Raw genomic sequence first — 17,932 nt, 5'->3', positions numbered from 1 at the left:
TTAACGTGCCTCGCCGTCAACGGTGATCGCGATGACATCTTCGATAACCGAGTTCGAAAGGATCTCGTCAGCTACCTGGCGAACCTCAGCCAGAACCTCGTCGGTAACGGGGCCGTCAACGGTGAATTCAAAACGCTTGCCAATGCGAACGTTCTGGAACTTGCCGTGGCCGAGGCGGTTCAACGCACCGGTGGTTGCCTTGCCCTGGGGGTCGAGCAGTTCGGCCTTAGGCATGACATCAACAACAATCGTGGGCAAGGAGAGCCTCCAACTCGCAAGCGAAACAGTCTATGAGTAGTTTAGCCGGATATTTTCGGGAGCAATTCCCACGCCTCGGCCAGAGCGCAAACCTATGCGTTGTGCGGATCGTTTTCTGTGACGCGCACGTAGAGCTCGCGGTAGCGATCATGCGTCTGCGAAACGATTTCTGTGGGGAGCTCGGGTGGTGTGCCCTGCTTGTCCCAGTTGGCGGCTAGCCAGTTGCGAACGATCTGCTTGTCAAATGAAGACAGACGATCCGCGCCGGTCAATGAAGCATCAGCATAAACTGCGGCATCCCAATAACGCGAGGAATCACTTGTCAACACTTCATCTGCAAGCACCAATTCGCCGGTGCGCGGATCGCGTCCAAACTCGAACTTGGTGTCTGCCAGTACGACGCCGCGTGCCGCTGCCAGTTCGCGTGCCGACGTGAAGATGTCTAGTGACGCCTCGCGCAGAGCTGAAGCAACATCTTCACCGACGATTTCTACTGAGCGCTCGTAGGTGATGTTTTCGTCGTGCTCACCGAAGGGAGCCTTGTACGCGGGCGTGTAGATGGGCTCGTCAAGGAGATCACCATCGGTGAGACCAGCGGGCAACTCGATACCGCAGACGGCACCCGTCTCGAGGTACTCCTTGTAGCCAGAACCGGTGAGCGCTCCGCGAACCACGCACTCGATTGGATACATCTCGAGACGACGGCTGACAACCGCACGATCCGCGACCTCGGCGGGGATCTCGGGCACGTCTTCGCCCGAGGCGAGGTGATTCGGCATATCGATTTCGGAGAACCACCAGTTTGAGAGCGCTGTGAGCAAAGCTCCCTTGCCCGGAATCGGGGGCTCAAGAACGAAATCAAACGCGCTGACGCGGTTCGATGCCACGACGAGCAAGTATGGCGAAGCTTCTGCCGTCTCGCCGACGGGCACGTACAGGTCACGGACCTTGCCCGAATAGATGTGGGTCCAGCCCTCTAGGGGAAGCGGTGCGGGGAGCGTCTGCGTAGTCACCGGTCTATTGTCCCATTAGCCCGAGGTGGTTGCGACCAGAGATCCGCTCGCTGTGGAAAACGGTCTTCGAACAGTGCGCGGATCGGCTCCGCCCAACGCGACACGGCAGGGCAGAACTGCGTTGTCAGTGGCCCCGGCTACCATCAAAGCATCACGTTTTCACCACGTGGTGGGCGCCGCTCAGGCGCACCGAAAGCTGAGATCGTATGGAGTGTGCAGCATGATTCCGTTGGGCCCAGTCGTAGCTCGAACTCGCACTTCTGTATCTCGCGATGTGGTCTGGTCATTCATCGCCGACGCCGACAAGCGGGCGGGGTGGTGGCCTGACCTTGTGCTGCGGGCTGAACTCGGTGCAGATGTCACCGAATGCTGGAGCGAAGGCGAAGGCGACGAAAAGGTCGGCCGTGATGCCTTTGGCGAGGTTGACGTGTGCTCAGCTGGTCATGCAATCGGCTTTCGTTGGCGTGAGCGAGGCGACGAGACTGAAACGGCTGTGCTCATTACATTGCGTGCGTATGAAGACGTGACCAGCGTGACGGTGACCGAGACCGGCTTTGACAAGCTGCCCGAAGGTGCATCGCGAGCAGCGGCCTCGCTCGACGGCTGGAACACACTGCTGCAGTACCTCATTGAAGCATTGCCGGGGGCGGCAGAGGCGCCAGCGTAGTCAATCGCGCTCGTAAAACTGAAAATCGGCCGTAGTCAGCACGAAATAATCAAAATTTGTGCTGACGACGGCCGATTTCAAGACGAGGGCAAATTTAGCTTCGCAGCCGGAAGCCAAGACCCACTCGAGCACTCCATGCTGCCGCCCCGACTTTGAGTGACGGCAACTGCCCTACGCGACGCGGGCAGCGATGTCAGTGCGGTGCTGCGAACCTTCAAGTGAAAGCTTGCCAACAGCGTCGTATGCGCGGTCGCGCGCAGCAGCGAACGATTCACCGCGCGCAACAACGCCGAGCACTCGACCGCCGGTAGCAATCCAGCCACCGTCTTCGGTGCGTGCGGTCGCAGCGTGTACGAGGTGTACGCCCTCGCTCGCGCCCTCAACCTGACCGGCCTCGGTGATACCAGCGATGGGGCGACCTGAGACGACGGTGCCGGGGTAGCCTTCGCTCGCGACAACAACGATTACGGCGGGCTCATCGGAGAACTCGGGAGCCGGAACCTCAGCAAGCGTGCCCTGAGCCGAAGCGAGCAGGTAGCGGCTGAGTGGCGAAGTCAGGCGTGCGAGTACGACCTGCGTCTCGGGATCGCCGAAACGCGCGTTGAACTCAATGACGCGAATGCCCTTCGCCGTGACGATCAGGCCGCAGTAAAGCAGGCCCTTGAATGGAGTTCCTTCTGCAGCAAGCTGACGCACAGTAGGAAGTGCAACGGTCTCAGTGATCTCCTGGATAAAGGCGGCGTCGCCACCTGGCAGCCAGGGGAGAGGGGAGTACGCGCCCATGCCACCAGTGTTCGGGCCTTCGTCACCGTCGAAGATGCGCTTGTAGTCCTGTGCAGGGGTGAGAGGGACGACGTTTTCGCCGTCAGCGAAGAAGAAGAGGGAAACTTCCTGGCCGTCAAGGAACTCCTCGACCAGCACCTCACCGTGGGGTGCCCAGGTCGCAACGTGCTCGATGGCCGCGTCACGATCTTCAGTGACGAGTACGCCCTTGCCCGCTGCAAGCCCGTCTGCCTTGACGACGTACGGGGCGCCAAACTCGTCGAGCACTGCGCCCGCTTCTTCGGCTGATGCGACGCGTGCAGCGCGGCCGGTTGGCACGTTTGCCTCGTCCATGATGCGCTTCGCGAATGCCTTTGAACCCTCAAGTTGCGCGGCCGCAGCGTCGGGGCCGAAGACGGGGATGCCGGCAGCACGCAGCGGATCCGCCACACCGGCAACAAGCGGCGCCTCAGGGCCGACAACAACAAGGTCGAAACCGCGGTCAGCTACGAATGCTGAGACGGCAGCGGGATCGGTGTAAGCGAGGTCAGCAACCTCTACACCGCTGGCTGCGATACCCGCGTTGCCGGGCGCGCAAACGATCTCGTGCTCGGCCTGTTCAGCGAGCAGAGCAAGGACGATGGCGTGTTCACGGGCACCCGGGCCCAGTACGAGAATCTTCACCTCAACAGGATACCCGGGCTGGCACCCATTTTCGGCAGCCTGTGAGTTTGTAGGGTGGAGGTATGGCAAAACGGCGAATCCCAGTGGCTGATGGACTTTCTGCATGCCGCGAGGTGCGAGCAGGAGAGTCCGCGCGGAGCGTGCGCGCGACCGCCGTGCGTTTTCTACTCGAGGAGCTTGGTGAGCTCGCACCAGGCCACACGGTCGAGGTGCGCGTGCCGCCGTTTGGTGCGGTGCAGTGCGTTGAGGGCCCGCAGCACACTCGCGGCACACCCCCGAATGTCATCGAGATGGACGTTGACACATGGCTTGGACTCGCGCTCGGCCAGCTCTCCTGGGAACGGGCGGTCGAAGACGGCAGCCTGCGTGCCTCCGGCTCACGAGCAGACATTCAAGGACTTCTTCCAATATTGCGGTTGTGAGCAACGCTTCCGCGGTGTTAATAGCGTTGCTCACAACCCGTGAGGGCGCGGATCGCTTCGCGCACAATCCACACCTCGGCAGGCCTGAGCTACATGCACAGCCGAACCTGAGAGAATAGAAGACATGACGACGTCAAGTACTGAACCGACTGCCTCTGAGCAGGCGACAGACCCGGTCCTGGTGAGCCCTGTGACGCCCGAAACGAACGCAACAAACGAAGCGACTGCAGCGACAACAGAAGCACCTGAAGCGCCTGAAGCGCCTGAAGCATCTGAAACACCTGACGCTGAGCAGACGGTCACTGAGACGAAGCAGCAGGTTGAGCTCGTTCGTTCCGTGCGCTTCGGCCGCATCTTGGTTGTGTTCTCAGTGCTTGGCGGCGTGCTCGCAGCGCTCGCGTGCGTATTCTTCCCGGTGAACCCTGAGCAGCATTACACGCTCGGGCAGATCATGGGCTTCTCGGCAATCATCGGTGCGGCCATCGGTCTGTGCATTGGTGCGCTCGTGAGTCTGGTGCTCGGCGCCGCAGCAAAGCGACGCCGCGGCACTGCGGTTGCCATCCAGTCTGACGTGCAATAATCGCGCACAGAGGCATCGGCCGCACGGCCTGATCCGCGCTCGTGCGTGCCATAATGAACTCACTCGTAATGATCGGAGATCACCGCAATGATCGGTAACCTGTCTGGCCCTACGCTGGTCGTCATTCTCTTTATTGTCCTGCTGTTGTTTGGTGCACCGAAGCTCCCCGGTCTCGCGAAGAGCCTGGGTCAGTCGATGCGCATTCTGAAGAAGGAAGTATCGAACAACACTGACGAGACAGCAAAGGGCGACGCTGCGAAGAACGAGTCAGACGAAGGCGAGAAGAAGGACGACACGAAGTAGCTTCTTCGCGCCGCAGGGGGCGCTCAGGCACCTCCCAAGTGACGCACCCACGTACTCAACGGCGAGACACGAGGGATACCAGAAAGGCCCGGTCAGGAACTCCTGACTGGGCCTTTCTGTGTTGAGATTAGCTCTCCTGCGTTGCCTCAACCCACGCGAGGTAGGCCTCGTCAATGTTGCCTGCGATGTACTCGCCAGTGAAGCAGCTCTCCTCGAGGCGCTTCACTTCAGTCTGCCCATCGAGGATCGCACGGTTCATGCCTTCAACGGTCTGGAAGACGAGGTGATCCGCGCCGATCTCAGCCGCTACCTCAGCGGTTGTGCGACCGTGCGCGATGAGCTCCTTGCGAGACGGCATGTTGATGCCGTACACGTGCGGGAACAGCACAGGGGGAGCTGCCGAAGCGAACGTCACCGACTTGGCGCCAGCTGAGCGTGCCATCTCGACGATCTCGCGCGAGGTGGTGCCACGCACGATCGAGTCATCGACGAGCAGGACGTTCTTGCCCTTGAACTCAATGCCCATGGCGTTGAGCTTCTGGCGCACGCTGCGCTTGCGCACTGCTTGGCCGGGCATGATGAAGGTGCGTCCGACGTAACGGTTCTTGAAGAAGCCCTCGCGGTACTCGATGCCGAGCTTCTGGGCGACCTGCATCGCGCTCGGACGAGCCGAATCAGGGATCGGCATGACGACATCGATATCGAGGTCAGGAAGCTCTGCGCGAATCTGCTCTGCGAGCACGTTGCCGAGGCGAAGACGTGCGTCGTAGACCGAGATGCCGCTGAGCACGGAGTCGGGGCGAGCCAGGTAGATGTACTCGAAGGCGCAAGGCACGAGTTCGGCGTTATCGACGCACTGACGCGAGAAGATCTTGCCCTCGGGGGTAATCATGATCGCCTCGCCCGGAGCGACATCACGCACGATTTCAAATCCGCCAGATTCAAGCACGAGCGACTCAGAAGCGACGACCCAGTCATCGTTGCCGTTCTCGTCGGTGCGACGACCAAGCACGAGCGGGCGGATGCCCTTCGGATCGCGGAACGCGACGAGGCCGTAGCCAGCAATGAGCGCGATGGTTGCGTATGAACCTTCAACGCGCTTGTACACGTTCGTGACAGCTTCGAAGAGCTGGTCCGCGTCAAGCTGTGGGCCGCGAATGCTGGTCTGCAGCTCGTTCGCAAGCACGTTGAGCAGCAGCTCGGTGTCGGAGTGCGTGTTGAGGTGACGACGGTCAACGTTGTACAGCTCTTCGGTGAGCTCACGGGTGTTCGTGAGGTTACCGTTGTGCACAAGTGTGATGCCGTAGGGAGCGTTCACGTAGAAGGGCTGTGCCTCTTCTTCGCGGTTTGCGTCGCCCTTGGTTGCGTAGCGAACATGGCCAATGCCCATGTTGCCAATGAGGTGGCGCATGTCGCGGGTGCGGAAGCCCTCGCGAACCTGCCCCTTGGCCTTAACCGAGTGGAAGAACGAATCTTCAAGCGTCGTGATGCCAGTCGAGTCCTGCCCGCGATGCTGCAGAAGCAGGAGCGCGTCATAGATCTGCTGGTTGGCTGGCTCCGAAGAGACGATTCCGACAATGCCGCACATAGTGGTGTGTTGCTCCCTGTGATTTCAATTGTGGTGAGCGCCGATGCTCCACGCGTGCGGCGGGAGCGCGGCCTAACTTGTCTAGTTTCTCACACCACCAGCTGAGCAGGGTACGCTTGTGGTGTGAGCGAACAGTCATCGATCTATGCGCAGTCCGGAGTAGATACCGCGGCAGGCGATCTTGCCGTCGAACTTATGAAGTCGGCGGTCTCTAAGACCCACGGCCCCGAGGTAGTCGGCGGTGTTGGCGGTTTCGCCGGCATGTTCGATGCCTCGGCACTCTTGGGCTACAAGAAGCCCCTGCTTGCCTCGTCTACAGACGGCGTTGGCACCAAGGTAGCGATCGCACAGGCGATCGACAAGCACGACACCATCGGCCAAGATCTGGTCGCAATGGTCGTCGATGACATCGTTGTGGTGGGCGCAAAGCCCCTCTTCATGACTGACTACATTGCCTGCGGCAAGGTCGTCCCCGAGCGCATCGCTGACATCGTGCGCGGTATTGCTGAGGCATGTGCCGCAACGGGAACCGCGCTCGTTGGCGGCGAGACCGCAGAGCACCCTGGTCTTCTCGGCCCAGACGACTACGACGTTGCGGGCGCTGCGACCGGTGTGGTTGAGGCGGATCGCATGCTGCATGCTGGCCTCGTTCGCGACGGTGACGTCGTACTCGCTATGGGCGCCTCGGGTATCCATTCGAACGGTTACTCGCTCGTCCGTCACATTCTTTCTGAGAAGGGCATCGGCTACGGTGACCACTCGAACGAGCTTGGTGCGACCTACGGTGAGGCACTCCTCACCCCGACCGCGCTGTACACTGGCCCGCTGCTGAAGGTGCTTGAAGATCCTTCGCTTGATGGCGCGATCCACTCGCTCAGCCATGTCACTGGCGGCGGCATCGCCGCGAACCTCGCACGCGTGCTTCCTGTCGGCTCGTGGGTAGAGCTTGAGCGTTCGACCTGGTCGCCGCTTCCAGTGTTCCGCCACCTCGCTGACCTGGGCGGCCACACACTCGAGTCGCTTGAGGGCGCATGGAACCTCGGCGTCGGCATGTTTGCCGTCGTTGAAGAGGCACGCGCGACTCAGGTTGCTGCAGCTCTCACCGCTCAGGGACTCGACACCTGGGTCGCTGGCAAGATCTCGACCGCAGCGCGTGATTTCACCGGCTTCGAGCAGGGTGCAAAGGGCGTCAACGGCGGCGCTGTGCGCCTCGTCGGCAACTTCGCAAACTAACTTCTGATACGAAAGCGGCTCCCGGGAAATCCTGGGAGCCGCTTTCGTATGTACACACGGTGGGGCGCGGATCGCCTCAGCGCATAATGAGTGCAGTTGCAATGGCTGCGAGGCCTTCGCCGCGACCGGTGAACCCGAGGCGGTCTGTTGTGGTCGCCGAGAGGCTCACTGGAGCGCCGACGAGCTCCGTCATGACTCGCTGAGCTTCTTCGCGGCGCGGCGAGAATTTTGGTCTGTTGCCCACGACTTGCACGGTCACATTGACCGGTCGCCAGCCTGCTGCTGCGAGCTTGGCGAGCGCCAGCTGCACGAAACCAGTGCTTGCCGCATCAGCCGTGTCTGGAAGGTCGACGCCGACGAGCCCACCGATGTCTCCGAGGCCAGCAGCCGACAGCAAGGCGTCGACAATTGCGTGACAGACAGCATCGCCATCGCTGTGGCCGGAAAGCCCAGGCTCGCCTGGCCAGTCAATCCCGGCAAGGCGCAGGGGCGAATCTGCATCGTAGGCGTGCACGTCGAAGCCGTTGCCGACGCGAATCTCTGGAAACACGGGTTCGCTCATGCCGCATCACCAGCGTCGATTGCCGTATTGGCATGTTCGTCAGCCGTGCCGACGATTGTGGTGTGCACATTTTCAGCGAGGAAATGCTCGAGCACCGCAAGATCTGCCTGGGTCGTGAGTTTGTGGGCCCGCTGTTCACCGGGCACCGTGCGCACGGTGCCGCCGTTGCGCTGTACGACCTCTGCATCATCGGTAGGGAGCGTTGCGTGGCGCGGATCCGCCGCCTGCAACTGCGCAGTCTCATGCGCCGCCGAAAGCGTCTCGAACGGGAAGCCCTGCGGAGTCTGCACAGCAACGAGCGTGCTGCGATCAACGGTCTCATGCACGACGCCATCTGAGTCAACCCGTTTGAGAGTGTCAACGACTGGAAGTGCGGGGACGACCGAGACTCCGGTGCGCTGGACCTCAGCGATCACACGATCACAGAGCTCGACACTCGCGAATGGTCGAGCTGCGTCATGCACAATAACGGTTTCAATGCCCTCTGGGAGTGCAGCGAGACCGAATCGTACCGACTCGTGACGCTCGCGGCCGCCTGGCTGCACTGAGATCTGCCAGTTCGAATGCTCGGGGAGCACACGCTTGGCCATCTCCAGAGTCTGCGCGGCGTATGCCTCTGGCACGACAACCACAAGATGACCAGCGTGGGGGAGAGATGTGATGACACTCATCCCAAACTCGATCAGTGGCCTGCCGTGGAGCTCGACGAACGCCTTTGGGACGTCCATGCCGAGTCGCTCGCCACGGCCGGCGCCGACGAGAATAGCGCCAAGGGTTGGCAACTCGTGCGGCGTAGCGCCGCTCGCCGCCTGTTCGTTGTTGAGTACGCTCATGGCCCCCAGGCTACCGGTGTCGGCGGCCTGGAGGCCATGAAATGTATGCGTGTTAGGCGTGAACGCCAAAACCTCTGGTTAGGAAGCGAGAACCTCGTCGAGAAGCTCCGAAGCCTTGTCCTCATCAGTCTTCTCAGCGAGCGCGAGCTCCGACACGAGAATCTGACGAGCCTTCGCAAGCATGCGCTTCTCGCCAGCTGAAAGCGACTTCACTTCCTGATCACGGCGCCACAGGTCGCGAACAACCTCGGACACCTTGATGACGTCACCCGAAGCAAGCTTCTCGGTGTTCGCCTTGAAACGGCGTGACCAGTTGGTGGGCTCTTCGGTGAACGGGGTGCGAAGCACCTCGAAGACCTGCTCGAGGCCGTCCTTGTCGATAACGTCACGAACGCCAACAAGGTCACAGTTCTCTGCGGGCACCTCGATCGTCAGATCGCCCTGGTCGACCTGCAGCTTCAGGAAGAGTTTCTCTTCGCCGCCGATCTTGCGCGTCCTCGCCTCAATGATCTTGGCTGCGCCGTGGTGGGGGTAGACAACTGTCTCACCGACCTCAAATTGCATTGAGTCACTCCTTCTTCAGTCCAACGACTAGAATACCACAGCTATGGCTATAGACTTAGGGTGACCTAAGCTGCGCCTGCTATGCGCATGTCGGTAAGATAAAACCAAACTGTCGCCCCGGAACCACAGTGGGCGTGGAACCTACGGCTCGGAGGAACCCCTTGAAGATTCGGATTGCCGCATCGATCGCACTCGCAGCTGGCCTTGCTTTTGGCGCAACTGGCTGCAGCCTCATTGCACCGGTGGCTACCGTCGATCCCTACGCACCGAGCGACGGCATTACGGTGTCGACTGACGGTGTTGACGTTCGCAACATGATGCTCGTTGCAGATGAGACTGGCGAGAACCAGAACGTTGTGTTCGGCTCGGTAAACAACAGCGGTGCTCCCGCAACGCTCAGCGTGAAGTTCGTCGTTGACGGCTCGGCAGCAGCAACTGCTGAGTTCAAGCTCGACGAGGGCGCACAGCTCTTCGGCAACCCTGAGGACGAAGCAAGCATTCAGCTCGTTTCTGTTGACGCAATCGCTGGCTCGACCGTAAAGGCATACTTCTCGGTGAACGGCGGCGCTGAGGTTGAGCACAACGTGCCCATCCTTGATGGCACCCTCAAGGAGTATCAGGCATACGTCCTCTCGGCTCCTGTCGAGGAGGCTGCTGACGATGCAGTTGCAACCGACAAGGCTGCAACCGATAAGGCTGATACCAAGACAGAAGCTCCTGCAGCGCAGTAACTCTGTCGGGCCTCGGCCCACCGCAGACTGGCTCTGCAACATACGAAGGCGCCCCGTCACGTTCGACGGGGCGCCTTCGTATGTTTTGCGGCGGAATATGCGAGGGGCGCCGAGTGGGGCGCGCGAGAAGGGGCCTTCCCGCCCAAAACGGTCGTTATTTGCGCCAGAAGCGGGCGCTTTCGGCAGAAAGTGCCCTTCTCGAAGTGGTGGGGTGGTTTCCGCAGCGGTGATCCGCACCCAACGCGCCGCGGACTCACTCCAAGCTCACCGTGAGCTACCCGAAGCTACCCAAAGCGGTAGCCGACGCCGCGCACGGTTGAGATGAGCTTCGGAGTTCCCGGCTCTTCCTCGATCTTCGCGCGAACGCGCTTAATGTGTACGTCGAGCGTCTTGGTGTCACCGAAGTAGTTGCTGCCCCAAACGCGGTCGATCAGCTGACCGCGAGTGAGCACGCGGCCGGCGTGACGCATGAGCATCTCAAGGAGTTCAAACTCGCGCAATGGCATCGTCACCTCGTCACCTCGCACGAACACGGTGTGCCGGTCGACGTCGAGCCTGATGCCCTGTTCCTCAATGATCGCGTCACCCGCGGGTTCTGGCTCGGCTGCTGCCGTGGGGGCGGATCCGCGCCTCACTGCAGCACGCACGCGCGCAAGCAGCTCGCGGCTTGAGTACGGCTTGGTGACGTAATCATCTGCACCAAGTTCGAGGCCTACGACAATGTCGATCTCACTGTCTTTTGCAGTGAGCATGATGATCGGTACCTGCGAGGTGAGGCGGATCTCCCGACAGACCTCGGTGCCTGGAAGTGAGGGCAGCATGAGGTCCAGCAAGACGAGGTCTGCTGGCTCGGCTGCAAACGATCGCACCGCTTCGGCGCCGTCGTCGACAACGGTGACGCGGTATCCTTCGCGCTCGAGCAAGAACGCGAGCGGGGTGGAGATGGATGGTTCATCTTCGACCAAAAGAATGTGGGCGCTCATGCGGATTCCCCCTTCACGATACGTTTGGCTAGTTTGAGGCGTTTTGCCTGTTTCGGTTTCGCGCGGCCCTTATGGACCGGGAAGGTCAAAGTGAACGTCGAGCCAACGCCTGGCTGTGACCAGACCGACACATCGCCGCCGTGCGCCCGCATGCTGTGACGCGCGATGCTCAGGCCAAGCCCGGTACCGCCGTCCTCGCCCTTGCGGGTGCGTGAGTCATCGACCCTGTAGAAACGCTCGAAGATACGTGGCTGATGTTCGAGTGAGATGCCCTTGCCCTGATCCGTCACCGACACCTCGAAGTTGTCGCGTTCAAGGTGCATGCCGACCCCGACGTGGCCACCCTCAGGTGAGTAGCGCACAGCGTTTGTGAGCAGGTTGGAAATCGCGGAGGCAAGCGCGGTTGGGCGGCCATAGATCACCGGGTCGTTTGCTGCCTTGGCGGATCCGCGCGTGACGTCGGTCATCGTGATTTCAACGTTGTTCTGTACCGCGTACTCCCGAATCGCATCCACCTGCTGTTCGACGAGAGACAGGAGGTGCACCTCTTCGCGGTCTTCTGGGCGCAAGGTTGATTGCGCCTCTGAGAGCTGAATAATGTCGCGAGAGAGCTCGCCGAGTCGACGGGACTCCTTGATCAAGCTCTGCGAGAAGTTCTTCACGATCTCGGGCTCATCAGCGGCCTCATGCACGGCTTCAGACAGCAGACTGATTGCAGCGATTGGGGTCTTCAGCTCGTGGGAGACGTTCGCGATGAAGTCGCGGCGCATCGCGTTGACGCGCTGCTGCTCGCCGAGGTCCTCAGCGAGAACGACGAGGAACCTTGACTCCACTCGAACAACCGAAATTCGCACGGTGTCGTGAGGATCATTTGGGTCCGGCTCTTTGGTGTAGGGAACGCCTGTTGTGAGCACGCTTCGTGCCTGCTTCAGGAAGTATTGGCCCTGCAGTTGGCTCGCGTTCACGTATCGTTCAACCCGCGCAATTGAATTCGCATAGACCGGGGTGAGCGACGCATCAAGGATGACGGCGAAGGTGTCAATCGCGTCGAGAATTGAGGTCGCAATGACCGGTAGCTCAGGTCGCATGGCCTCAGCACGTCGGCGACCAGAGGCACGTGCGATAGTGATTGCAGCGACGAGAGCGGCGCCGGCAACAACGCCAAGTGCGACCGAGAGAAGTACGAGCGCGGTCGGTGTCATGTTTCTTATCGTAGAGCGAGCGTCGCATGATCACTGGAAGAAATCTTTGCTGTTCAGGCATTGTTCACTTTGCGTATGGTTCGGGTTAACCCGCAGCATTCACAGTAGATTGAAGAAACGGGCGTACAAGGTCCGCAAGAATTTGCGTGCGCGCAAGCGCTAGCACCAGCAGAAGGGGTACCGATGCGCGAGGTATTTCAGCAGTCGCTTCAGGAAGTTCAGGAGCGCCTCGTCGGCATCGCCGAACTCGTAGAAGAATCCATCACGCAGGCGACGGCCGCATTCGGAAATTCCGATGTCGCACTCGCCGAGAACGTGCTCGATGACGCAGAGCAGATCGGCGAGCTGACGCTTGCCCTCGACGAACTCGCCATCGACATTCTTGCCCGCCAGCAGCCGGTCGCATCCGATCTGCGCCTGGTGGTTGGCGCATTGCGTATGGGAGCATCGCTGCAGCGCATGGGCGATCTCGCTGAGCACATCGCGCAGCTCTCGCGTTACCGCTACCCAGAGAGCGCGATTCCGAAGGGCCTGAGCAAGACGTTCGCACGCATGGGTGAGCTCGATGTGCAGATGGCAAAGCTCGTCGTGCAGCTCCTCTCGACGCAGGATCCTGCGGTGATCGATGCGATCCGCGACCTCGACGATGATCTCGATGAGTTGCACGCGAAGGTCTTCGAAAAGGTCCTGAGCGACAAGCTCGCAAACAACCCGATGGGCGTCGTTGATGCGACCCTCGCAAGCCGCTACCACGAGCGTTTCGGCGACTACGCGGTCAGCGTTGCGAAGCAGATGCGCTATTTCCTCGTGGGTGAACTGGCCTGAGCCAGACCGTAACTGAACGACGGCGCTTGCGTCGTGCGGGTAAGCTAGTGGCGTGAAACAACGCATCTACGACTCGCGCGCGCAAGACGTCGTCGACTTTATTCCCCTCGAAGCGGGCAAAGTTGGCATGTATGTCTGTGGTCCGACCGTGCAGTCGGCGCCGCATATCGGGCACCTCCGCAGTGCCTTGGTGTACGACCAGATCCGCCGTTGGTTTGCTGCCACTGGTCACGATGTTCGGTTGATTCGTAATGTCACCGACATTGACGACAAGATTCTCGACAATGCGCGGATCGCGCAGGCAGACGGGTCTACCGAAACTTGGTGGGCGCTTGCCTACCGTGTCGAGCGAGACTTCACCGCTGCATACGATGCGCTGGGTGTGCTTGCGCCGACCTACGAGCCTCGAGCAACCGCAAACATTCGCGAGATGATCGACCTCATTTCGTTGCTGATCGAACGTGGCCACGCATATCAGGCCAACGACGGCACGGCGAACGTGTACTTCGATACCGCGAGCTGGCCAGAATATGGTGCTCTGACGCGTCAGAAGCGCGACCAGATGGAAGACGCTGCAGACTCTGAGACAATGGGCAAGCGAGCGCCGCAGGACTTCGCGCTCTGGAAGGCTTACAAGCCAGCTGAACCCGAGAGCGCTTCTTGGGATTCACCGTGGGGCAAGGGCCGTCCGGGCTGGCACATCGAGTGCTCGGCAATGGCAACGCGTTATCTTGGCGAATCGTTCGATATTCACGGCGGCGGCCTCGACTTGCGGTTCCCGCATCACGAGAACGAACTTGCGCAGTCGTCAGCTGCTGGTCAAGCGTTTGCGAATCACTGGATTCACAATGGGCTCGTCAACACAGGTGGCCAGAAGATGTCGAAGTCGCTCGGCAATTCTTTGTTTGCCGCCGATTTGTTGGGCAGCGCTCGTCCGATTGTGGTGCGCTACTTCCTCGGATCCGCGCATTATCGTTCAGTGCTCGAGTACTCTGCAGATTCGCTCACCGAGGCTGCTGCGGCGTATGGCCGCATCGAGTCATTTGTCGGTCGTGCCAGCGAGAAACTTGCGAGTATCGGCGCCGAGGTGCCCGTATTTGCCGGTGGCGCGACGACTACCGAATTGCCTACTGCATTCACCACAGCGATGTTCGATGACTTCGCACTGCCGCAGGCGCTTGCTGCAATCCATGACGCCGTTCGCGCAGGCAATTCTGCGATCGATGCGAATGACATGGAATCTGTGCAGGCACGCGCCACCGAGGTCGCAGCAATGCTCGATGTGCTCGGACTTGATCCGCGCGCCGCAGAATGGGGTGACACAGCGGCAGGCGAATCTAGCGATGCGGCGACGTCTGCTCTTGAAGAACTTGTCTCAGCGCTCATTGAGGAGCGCCGTGATGCCCGATCCAACAAGGACTTCGCCACAAGCGATGCGATCCGCGACCGACTCGCGTCTGCCGGAATCGCCCTTGAAGACAGCCCGACCGGAACCCGCTGGAGCCTGACATGAGTAATAAAAGTAGCCGTACTGGAGCAGTCCGTAAGAAGGGACTCGGTAAGGGCGTAGGTTCTGGTGGCCAGGGTCGCCAGGCGCTTGAGGGCCGCGGCCCCACGCCGAAGGCAGTGGATCGTGAGTACCACCCTGCCCACAAGCAGAAGATGGCGCGGGAGCGTTACGAAGCAGCCAAGGCGCGTCGTGCCGGTGGCCGCAACACCGCTCCCATTAAGCGTAAGGCTGGTGACGAGAGTGAACTCGTAACGGGCCGCAATGCGGTGCTCGAGGCGCTGCGTACGAAGATTCCCGCAACGACGCTCTACGTTGCTGCGCGTATCGAGATGGATGATCGCACCCGTGAGATCCTCCGCCTTGCGACGAACCGCAACGTTCCAGTGCTTGAGATCATGCGTCCTGAGATGGACCGTATGGTTGAGCGTGACACCGTGCACCAGGGCATCATCCTCAAGGTGCCGCCGATGGAGTACGAGCACCCGCTTGATGTCCTCCAGGACGTTATTGCCAAGAACGAGACTCCACTGCTGGTTGCGCTCGACGGTGTGACCGACCCGCGCAACCTCGGTGCGATCATTCGTTCGGTTGCTGCGTTTGGCGGTCAGGGCGTTATCGTTCCTTCACGTCGTTCGGCAAGCCTGAACTCTGCAGCGTGGAAGACCTCCGCTGGTGCTGCCGCTCGTATTCCTGTTGCGCGAGCTGCGAACCTCACCCAGACCATCAAGGAATTCAAGAAGCAGGGCGTCTTCGTGATCGGCCTTGACGGTGGCGGCGACGTAATGATCCCGAACCTTGAGCTTGCTGATCGTCCGCTGCTCGTTGTTGTTGGTAGCGAGGGCAAGGGCCTGTCACGTCTCGTCACCGAGACGTGTGACGCAGTGGTGTCGATTCCGATTTCGTCGGCGACCGAGTCGCTCAACGCAGGTATTGCTGCCAGCGTGGCACTGTACGAGATATCGAAGCTGCGTGCGGAGCGCTCAGCAGAGTAATTACAAAACAGTGACTGCGGTCACGCGCCACCGGCCACGGTCGTGTTCGGCGCGGAGCGCAACAGCAAGTGCGGAGGCCGCGGTGTTGAGAATCACCGCGGCCTCTAGCGTTCCTGGGGTAGGGGACGAACGGTGTACGCCTTGCACCGTCGGCACGACGCGCTTTGCTGATGCCGTTTGCATCGCATGCTCGCAGCGGAGCGCACGTAACTGCGCGAGGTTCTGCGCGACCTCAAATGTGACAAGTTTTCCGAGTTGAGCGACCACACGCACGCCAGTGATGACCTCAAACACCATGATCGCGATCCGCCCCAGCAACGCTGAATCGGGGAGTTCGGGCGCGCTCCCAACTGTCGCAGTGGGAGCGGACGGAACAACGGAACTGCGTCTACGCCACGCGCGGGTGGGTGCGGGCTTTGCTGCCCGCGGAACGCTGTGAGCAAGACCTACTTCATCGGATGCGAGAACGGCGGCGGAATGTGTGGCTGACATCGGGACTCCTGTGATTGTCGGCGCTGAGACGGCCAGTTCCCCTGAAAATCTGGGTCGCACGCGCGCTGTGTGAATGGGAAACCCACGATATGTGTAGGCGATTGAGGCTCGTCAAGAGAGTCTGCGCCCTGCGAAAAATCTCATCGCCAGTGTCTTCTTTCGTGATCTCGACGCGATGCCATGCACACTTGGTTAGGCTTATGACATGCCAACGTTGCGCTCACTCACCACGAAGTACTCGACTCTTTCACCAGAAGAGATCGATTGGCTCGAGCGCCTCGGGCTCGACCTCCCGCTGCTTGCTGATCTCTCGCTCAGCGACGTAGTGCTGTGGGTACCAACCGAAGAGAACAGCTATCTCGCGATTGCGCACAGTCGCCCAGCTGGCTCGATCACGCTTTTCTACCGCGACATCATCGGTGAGTTCTTGCGCCATGACTGGCGCGAGGTCGTCGATAAGACGATGGAGACCCAGAAACCTGCTGCGTCGACATCGCCTGCTTGGTACGAGGAGCATCCGATGCGCCTGACCGCCTACTCGGTGAGTCGTCGTGACGAGCAGGGTGGCGTGCACGGTCCATTCGCAGTGCTCACCGTGCACACGAGCGCTGAAGATACGCAGGTCGCATCGCGCATCGCAGCCGCTTCGAAGGAGATCGCTGAGGATCTCTTCGGCATGGCGCAGACCGGTCTCTTCCCCTCGATGAACTCAGAGTGGGGAAGTGCTCAGGGAGCGCCGCGCGCCGCTGACGGGCTCGTGCGCATCAACCTCGAGGGAACGGCAACGTTCGTAAGCCCAAACACCCAAACCACCTTCTCGATGCTCGGCTACCGCGACGAGATCGAGGGCGAAAATTTTGCTGAGGTGATTGCTGAGATCGTCAAGGGGCAGTTCGATACGAACGAGTCGCTGCCGTTGATTGCGCAGGGCAAGGTTGCCCGTCGTCACGAGATCCACGCTCGCGGCAGGTCAGTGACCCTGCGTTCGATTCCGATCTATCACGGCAACACCCGCGTTGGCGGTGTGGTGCTGTCACGCGACGTGACCGAGGTGCGCCAGCAGGCGCAGGAACTCATTACGAAGGACGCAACGATTCGTGAGATTCACCACCGCGTGAAGAACAACCTGCAGACTGTGGCTTCACTACTGCGCGTGCAGGCTCGCCGTGCGCGCAGCGAAGAAGCGAAGCAGGTGCTGGGCCAGGCCATGCGCCGCGTTGCAGCTATTGCGGTTGTGCATGACACCCTGTCGACAGGACTCTCACAGATCGTTGACTTCGATGTGGTCTTCGACCGTGTGCTCGGGCTCGCAGCTGAGGTCGCCTCGCTGCACAATACGACCGTGCAGCTCAAGCGCATGGGCAAATTTGGTGAGCTCCCCTCTGAGTATGCGACGCCGCTCGCCCTGGCGCTCACTGAGATTGTGACCAACGCGGTCGAGCACGGCCTCGCTGGCCGTGAAGGTGAAGTGTTCATCAAGGCGGATCGCACCGAGGAACGACTCGCAGTTGAGGTCATCGATTCCGGTACCGGCCTGCCAGGCGGCACGGTCGGCGACGGCCTGGGCACGCAGATCGTTCGCACCCTGATCGAGGGTGAACTGGGCGGTTCGATTGTCTGGGGAGCTGACGTTGCAGGCGGCACCCGTGTCGCCATTGAGGTGCCGCTGCACTGGCTCGCGGCAGAAACGCGTCCGATTCCCACACTGTAGCTTGGTGCGGGGGTCGT

At 60.7% G+C, this 17,932-nt stretch carries 20 protein-coding genes; 10 read left to right on the top strand and 10 right to left on the bottom strand.

Annotated elements, in window-relative coordinates; genetic code table 11:
- Positions 1-258 carry a phosphoribosylformylglycinamidine synthase subunit PurS gene (gene purS, locus FW756_RS02185; protein WP_446428541.1) on the bottom strand — a complete coding sequence of 86 codons (258 nt, stop codon included), beginning with the start codon at positions 256-258 and terminating at the stop codon, positions 1-3.
- Positions 259-350: 92 nt separating this feature from the next.
- The gene (locus tag FW756_RS02180) at positions 351-1,271 is read right to left on the bottom strand and encodes a phosphoribosylaminoimidazolesuccinocarboxamide synthase (protein WP_446428540.1); all 921 of its coding nucleotides are present in this window, start codon (positions 1,269-1,271) and stop codon (positions 351-353) included.
- A 220-nt stretch (positions 1,272-1,491) separates the two neighbouring features.
- Between FW756_RS02180 and FW756_RS02175 the strand changes: the two genes are divergently transcribed.
- Entirely contained in the window at positions 1,492-1,938 is a 447-nt protein-coding gene (locus FW756_RS02175; protein WP_446428539.1) for an SRPBCC family protein, read from the top strand.
- A gap of 171 nt (positions 1,939-2,109) precedes the next feature.
- Here the strand turns inward: FW756_RS02175 and purD are convergent, their stop codons facing one another.
- On the bottom strand, positions 2,110-3,384 hold the full coding sequence (purD, locus tag FW756_RS02170; protein ID WP_446428538.1) for a phosphoribosylamine--glycine ligase: 1,275 nt from the start codon (positions 3,382-3,384) through the stop codon (positions 2,110-2,112).
- A gap of 62 nt (positions 3,385-3,446) precedes the next feature.
- Here purD and FW756_RS02165 point away from each other — a divergent pair, with 62 nt between their 5' ends.
- From FW756_RS02165 to tatA, 3 genes are all read left to right on the top strand, one after another.
- On the top strand, positions 3,447-3,806 hold the full coding sequence (locus FW756_RS02165; RefSeq protein ID WP_446428537.1) for a sterol carrier family protein: 360 nt from the start codon (positions 3,447-3,449) through the stop codon (positions 3,804-3,806).
- Between the two features lie 124 nt (positions 3,807-3,930).
- On the top strand, positions 3,931-4,386 hold the full coding sequence (locus tag FW756_RS02160; protein WP_446428536.1) for a hypothetical protein: 456 nt from the start codon (positions 3,931-3,933) through the stop codon (positions 4,384-4,386).
- Positions 4,387-4,473: 87 nt separating this feature from the next.
- Positions 4,474-4,689, top strand: a complete 216-nt coding sequence (tatA, locus tag FW756_RS02155; protein WP_446428535.1) for a twin-arginine translocase TatA/TatE family subunit — start codon at positions 4,474-4,476, stop codon at positions 4,687-4,689.
- A 127-nt stretch (positions 4,690-4,816) separates the two neighbouring features.
- On the opposite strand, the gene purF is transcribed toward tatA, so the two are convergent.
- The gene (purF, locus tag FW756_RS02150; RefSeq protein WP_446428534.1) at positions 4,817-6,277 is read right to left on the bottom strand and encodes an amidophosphoribosyltransferase; all 1,461 of its coding nucleotides are present in this window, start codon (positions 6,275-6,277) and stop codon (positions 4,817-4,819) included.
- 123 nt (positions 6,278-6,400) lie between these two features.
- Here purF and purM point away from each other — a divergent pair, with 123 nt between their 5' ends.
- Positions 6,401-7,510, top strand: a complete 1,110-nt coding sequence (gene purM / locus FW756_RS02145; RefSeq protein ID WP_446428533.1) for a phosphoribosylformylglycinamidine cyclo-ligase — start codon at positions 6,401-6,403, stop codon at positions 7,508-7,510.
- Between the two features lie 76 nt (positions 7,511-7,586).
- Here purM and ispF read toward each other — a convergent pair whose 3' ends face one another.
- The 3 genes from ispF to FW756_RS02130 form a co-directional block, all read right to left on the bottom strand.
- Positions 7,587-8,072, bottom strand: coding sequence for a 2-C-methyl-D-erythritol 2,4-cyclodiphosphate synthase (gene ispF, locus FW756_RS02140; RefSeq protein WP_446428532.1), 486 nt, complete (start codon positions 8,070-8,072; stop codon positions 7,587-7,589).
- Positions 8,069-8,905 (bottom strand): 2-C-methyl-D-erythritol 4-phosphate cytidylyltransferase, encoded by an 837-nt coding sequence (ispD, locus tag FW756_RS02135; protein ID WP_446428531.1) that lies wholly within the window; start codon positions 8,903-8,905, stop codon positions 8,069-8,071. The genes ispF and ispD overlap by 4 nt, the downstream gene beginning before the upstream one ends.
- Positions 8,906-8,983: 78 nt before the next feature.
- Positions 8,984-9,469: a CarD family transcriptional regulator gene (locus FW756_RS02130; protein ID WP_188022936.1), complete on the bottom strand. Its 486-nt coding sequence runs from the start codon at positions 9,467-9,469 to the stop codon at positions 8,984-8,986.
- Positions 9,470-9,630: 161 nt separating this feature from the next.
- Here FW756_RS02130 and FW756_RS02125 point away from each other — a divergent pair, with 161 nt between their 5' ends.
- Positions 9,631-10,200 carry a DNA modification methylase gene (locus FW756_RS02125; protein WP_446428530.1) on the top strand — a complete coding sequence of 190 codons (570 nt, stop codon included), beginning with the start codon at positions 9,631-9,633 and terminating at the stop codon, positions 10,198-10,200.
- Positions 10,201-10,484: 284 nt separating this feature from the next.
- Here FW756_RS02125 and FW756_RS02120 read toward each other — a convergent pair whose 3' ends face one another.
- The gene (locus tag FW756_RS02120) at positions 10,485-11,183 is read right to left on the bottom strand and encodes a winged helix-turn-helix domain-containing protein (RefSeq protein ID WP_446428529.1); all 699 of its coding nucleotides are present in this window, start codon (positions 11,181-11,183) and stop codon (positions 10,485-10,487) included.
- On the bottom strand, positions 11,180-12,385 hold the full coding sequence (locus FW756_RS02115) for a sensor histidine kinase (protein WP_446428528.1): 1,206 nt from the start codon (positions 12,383-12,385) through the stop codon (positions 11,180-11,182). The genes FW756_RS02120 and FW756_RS02115 overlap by 4 nt, the downstream gene beginning before the upstream one ends.
- Positions 12,386-12,568: 183 nt before the next feature.
- Here FW756_RS02115 and phoU point away from each other — a divergent pair, with 183 nt between their 5' ends.
- Genes phoU through rlmB form a run of 3 tightly spaced genes read left to right on the top strand, consistent with a single transcriptional unit; the run spans position 12,569 to position 15,712 of the window.
- Positions 12,569-13,210 (top strand): phosphate signaling complex protein PhoU, encoded by a 642-nt coding sequence (gene phoU, locus FW756_RS02110; protein ID WP_446428527.1) that lies wholly within the window; start codon positions 12,569-12,571, stop codon positions 13,208-13,210.
- Between the two features lie 52 nt (positions 13,211-13,262).
- Entirely contained in the window at positions 13,263-14,723 is a 1,461-nt protein-coding gene (gene cysS, locus FW756_RS02105) for a cysteine--tRNA ligase (protein ID WP_446428526.1), read from the top strand.
- Positions 14,720-15,712: a 23S rRNA (guanosine(2251)-2'-O)-methyltransferase RlmB gene (rlmB, locus tag FW756_RS02100; protein ID WP_446428525.1), complete on the top strand. Its 993-nt coding sequence runs from the start codon at positions 14,720-14,722 to the stop codon at positions 15,710-15,712. Before cysS ends, rlmB begins: the two co-directional genes overlap by 4 nt.
- Here the strand turns inward: rlmB and FW756_RS02095 are convergent, their stop codons facing one another.
- Positions 15,713-16,204, bottom strand: a complete 492-nt coding sequence (locus FW756_RS02095; RefSeq protein ID WP_446428524.1) for an Rv3235 family protein — start codon at positions 16,202-16,204, stop codon at positions 15,713-15,715.
- Positions 16,205-16,409: 205 nt separating this feature from the next.
- On the opposite strand from FW756_RS02095, the gene FW756_RS02090 reads away from it, so the two are divergent.
- The gene (locus tag FW756_RS02090) at positions 16,410-17,915 is read left to right on the top strand and encodes a sensor histidine kinase (RefSeq protein ID WP_446428523.1); all 1,506 of its coding nucleotides are present in this window, start codon (positions 16,410-16,412) and stop codon (positions 17,913-17,915) included.
- Positions 17,916-17,932 lie beyond the last annotated feature (17 nt).

Source organism: Leucobacter sp. 1207-22, assembly GCF_052850455.1.
The sequence above is the reverse complement of the archived record's forward strand: the minus strand, read 5'-3'. Positions and strand labels throughout refer to the sequence as shown.

What these genes read in the sequence shown, in the direction of transcription:
- FW756_RS02090 (WP_446428523.1), top strand. Translation starts at nt 16,410, where the DNA reads ATGCCAACGTTGCGCTCACTCACCACGAAGTACTCGACTCTTTCACCA.
- rlmB (WP_446428525.1), top strand. Translation starts at nt 14,720, where the DNA reads ATGAGTAATAAAAGTAGCCGTACTGGAGCAGTCCGTAAGAAGGGACTC.
- FW756_RS02120 (WP_446428529.1), bottom strand. Translation starts at nt 11,183, where the DNA reads ATGAGCGCCCACATTCTTTTGGTCGAAGATGAACCATCCATCTCCACC.
- purF (WP_446428534.1), bottom strand. Translation starts at nt 6,277, where the DNA reads ATGTGCGGCATTGTCGGAATCGTCTCTTCGGAGCCAGCCAACCAGCAG.
- phoU (WP_446428527.1), top strand. Translation starts at nt 12,569, where the DNA reads ATGCGCGAGGTATTTCAGCAGTCGCTTCAGGAAGTTCAGGAGCGCCTC.
- tatA (WP_446428535.1), top strand. Translation starts at nt 4,474, where the DNA reads ATGATCGGTAACCTGTCTGGCCCTACGCTGGTCGTCATTCTCTTTATT.
- FW756_RS02095 (WP_446428524.1), bottom strand. Translation starts at nt 16,204, where the DNA reads ATGTCAGCCACACATTCCGCCGCCGTTCTCGCATCCGATGAAGTAGGT.
- FW756_RS02175 (WP_446428539.1), top strand. Translation starts at nt 1,492, where the DNA reads ATGATTCCGTTGGGCCCAGTCGTAGCTCGAACTCGCACTTCTGTATCT.
- FW756_RS02115 (WP_446428528.1), bottom strand. Translation starts at nt 12,385, where the DNA reads ATGACACCGACCGCGCTCGTACTTCTCTCGGTCGCACTTGGCGTTGTT.
- ispF (WP_446428532.1), bottom strand. Translation starts at nt 8,072, where the DNA reads ATGAGCGAACCCGTGTTTCCAGAGATTCGCGTCGGCAACGGCTTCGAC.
- FW756_RS02130 (WP_188022936.1), bottom strand. Translation starts at nt 9,469, where the DNA reads ATGCAATTTGAGGTCGGTGAGACAGTTGTCTACCCCCACCACGGCGCA.
- FW756_RS02165 (WP_446428537.1), top strand. Translation starts at nt 3,447, where the DNA reads ATGGCAAAACGGCGAATCCCAGTGGCTGATGGACTTTCTGCATGCCGC.
- ispD (WP_446428531.1), bottom strand. Translation starts at nt 8,905, where the DNA reads ATGAGCGTACTCAACAACGAACAGGCGGCGAGCGGCGCTACGCCGCAC.
- FW756_RS02160 (WP_446428536.1), top strand. Translation starts at nt 3,931, where the DNA reads ATGACGACGTCAAGTACTGAACCGACTGCCTCTGAGCAGGCGACAGAC.